At 72.1% G+C, this 6,639-nt stretch carries 7 protein-coding genes; 5 read left to right on the top strand and 2 right to left on the bottom strand.

The features are described from left to right. Both MKK60_RS20580 and MKK60_RS20575 read right to left on the bottom strand, forming a co-directional pair. On the bottom strand, nucleotides 1–204 hold a 204-nt coding region (locus MKK60_RS20580; RefSeq protein WP_243988386.1), incomplete at its 3' end, for a porin. Nucleotides 205–266: 62 nt separating this feature from the next. Beyond that, nucleotides 267–590 carry a hypothetical protein gene (locus MKK60_RS20575; protein WP_243949989.1) on the bottom strand — a complete coding sequence of 108 codons (324 nt, stop codon included), beginning with the start codon at nucleotides 588–590 and terminating at the stop codon, nucleotides 267–269. 167 nt (nucleotides 591–757) lie between these two features. Between MKK60_RS20575 and MKK60_RS20570 the strand changes: the two genes are divergently transcribed. From MKK60_RS20570 to MKK60_RS20550, 5 genes are read left to right on the top strand one after another with little or no spacing between them, the layout of a single operon-like run. After that, nucleotides 758–1,027, top strand: coding sequence for an acyl carrier protein (locus MKK60_RS20570; protein ID WP_409567138.1), 270 nt, complete (start codon nucleotides 758–760; stop codon nucleotides 1,025–1,027). Beyond that, on the top strand, nucleotides 1,024–2,232 hold the full coding sequence (locus tag MKK60_RS20565) for an acyl-CoA dehydrogenase family protein (protein ID WP_243933730.1): 1,209 nt from the start codon (nucleotides 1,024–1,026) through the stop codon (nucleotides 2,230–2,232). The genes MKK60_RS20570 and MKK60_RS20565 overlap by 4 nt, the downstream gene beginning before the upstream one ends. Nucleotides 2,233–2,240: 8 nt before the next feature. Further along, complete coding sequence (locus tag MKK60_RS20560; RefSeq protein ID WP_409567137.1) at nucleotides 2,241–3,203, top strand: amino acid--[acyl-carrier-protein] ligase; 963 nt, start codon at nucleotides 2,241–2,243, stop codon at nucleotides 3,201–3,203. A 4-nt stretch (nucleotides 3,204–3,207) separates the two neighbouring features. Continuing rightward, nucleotides 3,208–4,176: a DUF1839 family protein gene (locus MKK60_RS20555; protein ID WP_243988385.1), complete on the top strand. Its 969-nt coding sequence runs from the start codon at nucleotides 3,208–3,210 to the stop codon at nucleotides 4,174–4,176. An 11-nt stretch (nucleotides 4,177–4,187) separates the two neighbouring features. Continuing rightward, nucleotides 4,188–6,635, top strand: coding sequence for a glycoside hydrolase family 2 protein (locus MKK60_RS20550; RefSeq protein ID WP_243988384.1), 2,448 nt, complete (start codon nucleotides 4,188–4,190; stop codon nucleotides 6,633–6,635). Nucleotides 6,636–6,639: the final 4 nt, after the last annotated feature.

Below are 6,639 nucleotides of genomic sequence, written 5' to 3'. Positions count from 1 at the left end.
GGCAGCGTCGAAGCGGGCGCGACCCGAAAGGCGGAGGCAGGTGTCGGTGCCGGGAATGTAGAAGAAGCCGGCGCCGTAGGCGGAGCAGACGCGGACGTACTCGATGGGGGCGGCCTTCTTGACGGGCAAATCGGCAGCCTGGGCGCCGGCGACGGCGGCGAAGCCGGCGGCCGAAGCGAGCAGGGTGCTCTTCAAAAGCGTCATAGATATCTCCAAAAGCTTCGAGACCCGAGGATCGTGTGGTCGCGGGGCCGGGGCCGATCGCGTCACACCTTGTTTTGCGGCCCGCTTTTTGGTGCGGGCTCATCGGGCCCGCTTTTGCGATGCCCCCAGTGCCCGAGCACTGTGTGCGAACCGGTCCACCCGAGCAACGTCGAATCCTCCCCGAAGACCTCGTGCGACGCCGCTGTTGCATCACGGCAACGAATCGAGTGACCTTTAGCCAGCTTGCATACGGATGTAGCGATCTGGCCCGCGCAACCGACCACGGAAGCCGTCGAAACACAGATCCTGCCGGCACTTCGCACATGGATTGTGCGCAATGTCGTCAATTCGATCTGCGGCGTGCTTTCGATCGCCGCTTCGCGCATCGCCGCCTCGCCTCCGGCGAATCCTGTCTCGCGGTGCGAAGGAGCGAATACCGACTTCCAGCGCGATAGACATCAAAGCTTTAGAATTCACCAATTATTAAGTTAACTTTATTGAAGAGTAAGAATTGACGACGACAATCCAAGGCTTCAGGTTCGAGATGGATCAGATGGTGTTGCGTGCAATGATTTCCTCTCACGACATTCGCGAAACGCTCGGTGGAATCGAGTCCCTGTCCGGCCAAGTCGACCGGCTCTCGGACGACGACGATCTGTTCGACAAGGGCCTGTGCTCCTTCGGATCCGTGCAGCTGATGCTCGCGCTCGAGGAGCGGTTCAACATCGAGTTCCCCGATCATCTCTTGAACCGGGCGTCGTTCGCGACGATCCGCGCGATCCGCAGCACCGTCGCGACGATCGCCCAGCCGGTGGACGCATGAGCGCTCTCGCCAAGCGGGTGCCCCCCGAACCGGTTCTCGCTCCGCCGGCCTTCGCGGAGCGCATCCGCCGGGTCGCGCAGGTCGCCGCGCTCCATGCGGACGCCGTCGATCGCGAGGGGCGCTTCCCCGCGGAAGCCGTCGCCGCGCTCCGCGAGGAGCGGCTCCTCGGGATCCAGATCCCGGAGGCGTTCGGCGGCGAGGGGGCCGACATGAGCCGGCTGGCGGAGGCCTGCTTCGGCCTGGGGCAGGCCTGCGCCGCGACCGGGATGGTGTTCGCGATGCACCAGATCAAGGTCGCGAGCCTCGTCACCCATGGCGGGGAGAGCGCCTGGCACCGCGCGCTGATGCAGCGGGTGGCGGAGCGGCAGCTGCTCGTCGCCTCGGCGACCACCGAGGGCGGCATCGGCGGCGACCTGCGCAACAGCCTCTGCGCGGTCGAGGCCGAGGGCGACGCGTTCGCCTTCCGCAAGGACGCCACCGTGATCTCCTACGGCGCCCACGCCGACGTGATCCTCGCCACCGGCCGGCGCCATCCGGACGCCGCCTCCTCCGACCAGGTCCTTGTCGCGCTGACGGCCGACCAGATCACCCTGGAGCGGACCAGCCGCTGGGACACGCTCGGCATGCGCGGCACCTGCAGCGACGGCTTCCTGCTCGCCGCCCGCGACGTGCCGATCGCCCAGATCCTGCCGAAGCCCTTCGCCGAGATCGCGGCCCAGTCGATGCTGGCCTCCTCGCACCTGCTGTGGAGCAGCGTCTGGTTCGGGATCGCGAGCCATGCCGTCGACCGGGCGCGGACCTTCGTCCAGGCCGAGGCCCGCCGCCGGCCGGGCACGGTGCCGCCGGGCGCCCTGCGTCTCGCCGAGGCGACGAGCGCGCTGCAGGCGATGAAGGGGACCATCCAGGGCGGGCTGCGCCACTACGCGGAAGCCCAGGGCGCGCCCGATCTGCTCGGCTCGATCGGCTTCGCGGTGGCCTTGAACAACGTGAAGACCACCGCCTCGACCGCGGCCGTCGCCATCGTCCAGCTGGCGCTGGGGATCGTCGGCATCGCCGGCTACAAGAACGGAACCCCGTTCAGCCTCGGCCGGGCGCTGCGCGACGTGATGTCGGCGCCGCTGATGATTAGCAACGACCGTATCCACAGCAACACCGCCAACCTTCTGCTGGTGCAGAAGGGCAACGGCCAATTCCTGAGCGCGTGATGGACAGCTTGGCCACCCCGACCCTCGCCGCGCCGCTCGAGACGAGCCCGTCCCAGGCGGATGCGACGGAACCGCGCTCGTTCCTCGACCGCCTCTTCGACCGCGGCCACCTGGTGCGCACCGGGATCGACGGGCTGTACGGGCGCGGCGGCGACTTCGAGAGCGTGGTCGAGGCGCTCGACGCCCTCGTCTCGCGCCTCGGCGCGGCCGACGGCGCCGAGCGGATGCGCTTCCCGCCGGGCATGAGCCGCCCGGCCTTCGAGCGCAGCGGCTACCTCAAGGGCTTCCCCAACCTCGCCGGCACCGTGCACAGCTTCTGCGGCGACGAGGCCGCCCACGCGCGCCTCCTCGCCTGCGTCGAGGCCGGGCGGGACTGGACCCAGGACCAGGCCTGCACCGACATCGTGCTGACGCCGGCCGCCTGCTACCCGCTCTACCCGGTCGCCGCCGCGCGGGGGCCCCTGCCGGCCGGCGGCCTGCTGTTCGACCTGCAATCCTACTGCTTCCGCCACGAGCCCTCGGTCGAGCCGACCCGGATGCAGATGTTCCGCATGCGCGAGTACGTGCGCATGGGCAGCCCCGAGCAGGTGCTGGCCTTCCGCGAGGTCTGGCTCGAGCGCGGCACCGCGATGATGCGCGCCCTCGGCCTGCCCCTGGCGGTCGACCCGGCCAACGACCCGTTCTTCGGCCGCGCCGGGCGGATGCTCGCCAACAACCAGCGCATGCAGGGGCTCAAGTTCGAGCTCAACGTGCCGGTCAACAGCGAGGCCCCACCGACCGCCTGCCTGAGCTTCAACTACCACCAGGACCACTTCGGCAGCACCTGGGAGATCGGCCAGGCGGACGGCGCCGTCGCCCACACCGCCTGCGTCGGGTTCGGCCTGGAGCGGATCACGCTCGCGCTGCTGCGCCACCACGGCCTCGACCTCGCCGCCTGGCCGGCGGACGTGCGCACGCAGCTCTGGGGCTAGGACGGTGCCGGCCGCCCTCGCCCTCGCCCGTGCCCCGGACGCCGCCCCCGAGCCGGCGCCCCACCCGCTCCACGCCCCGGCCCGCGCCTGGCCGGAGACCAACTGCTACGTCGACCTCTGGATCGAGCTGCTGCACGCCCGCGGGCTCGAACCGGAGGGGATGCTCGGCTTCACCCTGCGCCAGGATTTCGAGGGCGACCAGTTCACCTTCTTCAAGCCGGCGATGGCCGACATCGAGGCGCTCTACGGCCTGCGCCTGGAGGAGCTCGCCGTCTACGATGGGCTCGAGCGCCACGCGAGCGTCCAGGTCGCCCGCGGCTGCCCGGTGCTCGTCGAGGTCGACGCGATCCACCTGCCCGACACCGCCGGCACCACCTACGGGCGCGAGCACGCCAAGACGACGATCGCGATCCTCGGGCTCGACCCGCGGCGGCGCACCCTCGACTACCTGCACAATGCCGGCCGCTTCCAGCTCGCCGCCGACGACTACGACGGCATCTTCGGCCCTGCCCTGCTGGCGCCCTACGCCGAGTTCGTGAAGGTGGTCGCCCCGCCCCTGCCGCCTCGCGCGCTGCGGGCGGCGGCCCGCACGCTGCTGTGCGGGCATCGCACCCGCGCCCCGCGGACGAACCCCGTGCGCGCCTTCCAGGCGGCGCTGGAGCAGACCGGCGAGGCCCTCGTGCTGCAGCCGCTCTCGGTCTTCCACCGCTACGCCTTCAACACCACACGCCAGCTCGGGGCCAACTTCGAGCTTCTCGGCAGCCACCTCGCCTGGCTCGACGCCGCGGGGCTGGCCGATCTCGCCACCGCGGCGGAGGCGGCGACGCGGCTGGCACAGGAGACCAAGGCGTTCCAGTTCCAGCTCGCCCGCGCCTTCGGCCGGCGCAACGCCGCGCCGCTGGCGGCCGCGCTCGAGCGCCCCGCCGCGAGCTACGACGCGGTCTTCTCCGCCCTCGACCGCGCCCTGCGCTGAGGGACGGCGCCGTGGCCCGCCTCCACGCCGTCGACGGCATCCCGGCCCGCACGATCGAAGGGCCGTGGTCCCTCGTGGTGACGGCGCCCGGTGCCTGCGCCGGGCCGGGCGAGGCGGCGAGCCTGCTGGGCTGGATTTCGGCGGAGGTCCCCGGCACCGCGGCCGCCGCGCTCCGTGCGGCCGGCCTCTGGTCGGAGGCCGAGCCGACGCCGCTCCACGGGGCGGACGTCTGGTACCGCACCGCGCTGACCCTGCAGGGCCGCGAATCCCTCCGCTTCGAGGGGCTGGCGACGCTCGCCGAGATCTGGGTCGACGGCGTGCTCCGCCTCGAGACGCGCTCGATGTTCCTCGCCCACGCCATCGCGGTCGAGGGGACGGGCACGGTCGAGCTCGCCCTGTGCTTCCGCGCCCTGCAGGCCGAGCTCGCCCGGCCCAACCGGCGCGGGCGCTGGCGCCCTCGCCTGGCGACGCCCGGAGCGCTGCGCCACGTCCGCACCAGCCTGCTCGGCTTCATGCCCGGCTGGTGCCCGCCGATCGACACGGTCGGCCCGTACCGGCCCGTCACCCGGACCGCGATCGGTCCCGGGCGTCCGCACGTGCTGTCGGTCGACCTGCGCGCCGCGCTCGACGGCGGCACCGGCCGCCTGCGCCTCGGCCTCGCCCTCGCCGATGCCGGAGGCTCCCGGCTGACGCTCCGCTGCGCCGGGGCAGAGGCGGTGATCGAGGCCGACGCGGCGGGCGGCTTCGCCGGCGAGGTGCTGATTCCCGAGGTCGCCTTGTGGTGGCCGCACACCCACGGAGAGCCGCGGCTCCACGCGGTCGAGGCCGAGATCGACGGCCATGTGCTGGCGCTCGGTCGCGTCGGCTTCCGCACGATCGCGCTGGAACGGCCGTTCGCCGAGGGCCTGAGCCTGACGGTCAACGGCGTGCCGGTGTTCTGCCGCGGCGCGTGCTGGACGCCGGCCGACCTCGTCGGCCATTCGGCCGAGGCGTGCCGCCCGTTGCTGGCGCTCGCGCACGAGGCCGGCATGAACATGCTGCGGGTCTCCGGCATCACGCTCTACGAATCCGACGCCTTCCATGACCTGTGCGACGAGCTCGGCATCCTGGTCTTCCAGGACCTGATGCTCGCCAACTTCGACTATCCCGTCGACGATCCGGCCTTTCGGGAGCTGCTGCTCGCCGAGATCGACGGCTTCCTCGACCGCACCCAGGCCTCGCCCTCGCTCTGCGTCCTGTGCGGCGGCAGCGAGGTCGCGCAGCAGGCGGCGATGCTCGGGTTCCCCCGAGACGCCTGGACCGGGGGCTTCGCCGAGGACGTCCTCGCCGCCCGCGTCGCCCGCCTGCGGCCGGACCTCGTGGTGGTGCCGAACTCGCCCTTCGGCGGGGACCTGCCGTTCTCGACCGAGGCCGGGCTCGCCCACTATTACGGCGTCGGCGCCTATCGCCGGCCGCTGGAGGATGCGCGCCGCGCCGAGGTCGGCTTCGCTTCGGAATGCCTGGCCTTCGCCAACGTGCCCGAGGACGCGACGCTGCGGGAGGCTGACCTCCTGGACCCCGCCGGCCCGGCCTGGGCCGCGGCGATCCCGCGCGACCGCGGCGCGGATTGGGACTTCGAGCAGGTCCGCGACCACTATCTTCGGACGCTGTTCGGGCTCGACCCCGAGACCCTGCGTCGCGACGACCCGGACCGCTACCGCGCGCTCGCCCGCGCGACGAGCGCCGAGGTGATGGAGGCGGTGTTCGGCGAGTGGCGCCGGGCGCGCTCGCCCACCGCCGGCGGGCTCGTGTGGAACTTCCGCGACCTCGCCCCCGGGATCGGATGGGGCGTCGTCGATGCGGCCGGCCGCCCGAAATCGGCGTGGCACGCCCTGAAGCGCGCCTTCCGGCCCATCCAGCTGGCGATCTCGGACGAGGGCCTGAACGGCCTGCACCTCCACGTCCACAACGAGACGGCCGCGCCGCTGTCCGCAACGTTGCGGCTCGTCTTCAGCGATGCCGAGGGGCGCGTGGTGCAGCAGGCCGAGCGCGCGATCGCGTGCGATCCGCGCAGCTCGGGAACCTGGTCGAGCGCGACGCTGCTCGGGCGGTTCTTCGATGCCACCGGAAGCTACCGCTTCGGCCCCCCCGCGCACAGCCTCGCCCACGCGAGCCTGATCGGCCCGGACCGCGACGGCGTCCTCGCCGAGAGCTTCCACTTCCCGCAAGGGCGCGATCCGGCACCGCGCCCGATCGGGCTCGCCGCCGCGATCGAGGCCGGCGCGGCCGGTCCCGTCCTCCGGGTCGCGGCGGACCGCTTCGCGCTCTGCGTGCGGATCGAGACCGAGACGGACGCGCGTCCCGCCGACGACGGCTTCCATCTCGCGCCCGGCACGCGGCGGCGCATTGCCCTCGTCGGGGACGGCCGTCCGCGCGGGATCGTCCGGGCCGTCAACACAAACGAGATCGTGAGGTTCTAAAACC

It is taken from the genome of Methylobacterium sp. J-092 (genome assembly GCF_022829325.1).
GTDB lineage: Bacteria > Pseudomonadota > Alphaproteobacteria > Rhizobiales > Beijerinckiaceae > Methylobacterium.
This window is presented reverse-complemented; position numbering and strand designations above follow the sequence as displayed.

Coding starts and splice junctions, on each gene's coding strand:
- MKK60_RS20570 (WP_409567138.1), top strand. CDS start 758: ATGGTGTTGCGTGCAATGATTTCCTCTCACGACATTCGCGAAACGCTC.
- MKK60_RS20575 (WP_243949989.1), bottom strand. CDS start 590: ATGCGCGAAGCGGCGATCGAAAGCACGCCGCAGATCGAATTGACGACA.
- MKK60_RS20565 (WP_243933730.1), top strand. CDS start 1,024: ATGAGCGCTCTCGCCAAGCGGGTGCCCCCCGAACCGGTTCTCGCTCCG.